This is a genomic window from Granulicella aggregans (genome assembly GCF_014203275.1).
Lineage (GTDB): Bacteria > Acidobacteriota > Terriglobia > Terriglobales > Acidobacteriaceae > Edaphobacter.
On record NZ_JACHIP010000083.1, the window covers coordinates 1 to 1,003 of the forward strand.

The 1,003-nt window shown below is 59.5% G+C and carries 1 protein-coding gene; it reads right to left on the bottom strand.

Annotated features, from left to right (window positions below):
- Positions 1-106: 106 nt before the first annotated feature.
- Positions 107-1,003, bottom strand: an 897-nt coding sequence (locus HDF16_RS30150; protein WP_221313438.1) for an FtsX-like permease family protein, incomplete at its 5' end; no start/stop codon positions are given.

Below are 1,003 nucleotides of genomic sequence, written 5' to 3' on the forward strand. Positions count from 1 at the left end.
AGCGCAGCGCGTTCGCCCACGACAACTCCGGTTGTCGTGGGCTCAACTGGCAACGCAATATTTTTTGGCATTGGCCGCGCGGTGGCGAACCATATGCAGACACGAGCTATTCATGCCGCAGAGCATCCATCGGTTCCACCCTTGAAGCTCGTGTGGCAGGAATCCATGCCGCCACCAAGGCCACCGTCAGCAGAATCGCGGCGGTTGCAATCAGAGATGCGGGGTCGCGTGCCTCCAGACCGTAGAGCATCGACTTCACCAGCTTTACCGCAGCCAGCACGGCGGCAAGACCCACCGCGACTCCGAGGACGCATAGCCACACCGCCTCGCGCAGCACCATGGAGCGGACGGTGTTTCGTTGCGCTCCCAGCGCCAGCCGAATGCCGATCTCGTTGGTGCGCTGGGTAACCGTGTACGCCATGATGCCGTAGATTCCTACCATCGCCAACAGCAGTGCTAGCAGGCCAAAGCCTGAGGTGAGCGTCGCGAACAGTCGTTCCTGCTGAAGGTTCGCATCGATCTGCTGCCGCTGAGTCCTGACCTGGGTAAGCGGTATGTCGACGTCAAGGTTGTGAACGATCTTCCGCATCTCTTCGGCCAAGGCTTCGGGTCGACGCGTAGACCGGACCATGAATGTGGCTCCACGGAACTCTTTCTTGTCCACATACAGATCGAAGTGGATTGGCCCAGCAGGCTGGCGGACGCTGTTGTAGAGCGTGTCCCCGCAGATGCCGATGATGGTGCGATAGTGCTTTACGTGCTTCTCGTCCTCATCGTCCTTGAAGCGGCGCCCGATGGGGTCGGAGTTTCCGAAAAACTTGCGTGCAGTAGCTTCATTGATGACAGCAACCGAAGGCGAAGTCGCGGTGTCCTGCTGGCCGAACCCGCGTCCGCGTACGATCCGTATCCCTGCGACCTTAAAGAAGTCTCGTCCCACCATCATCAGGTTGGGGTAGCGGCTTGGGTCTTTTTGGTCGATGGGCACGGGAGCAACTCCTTCGAT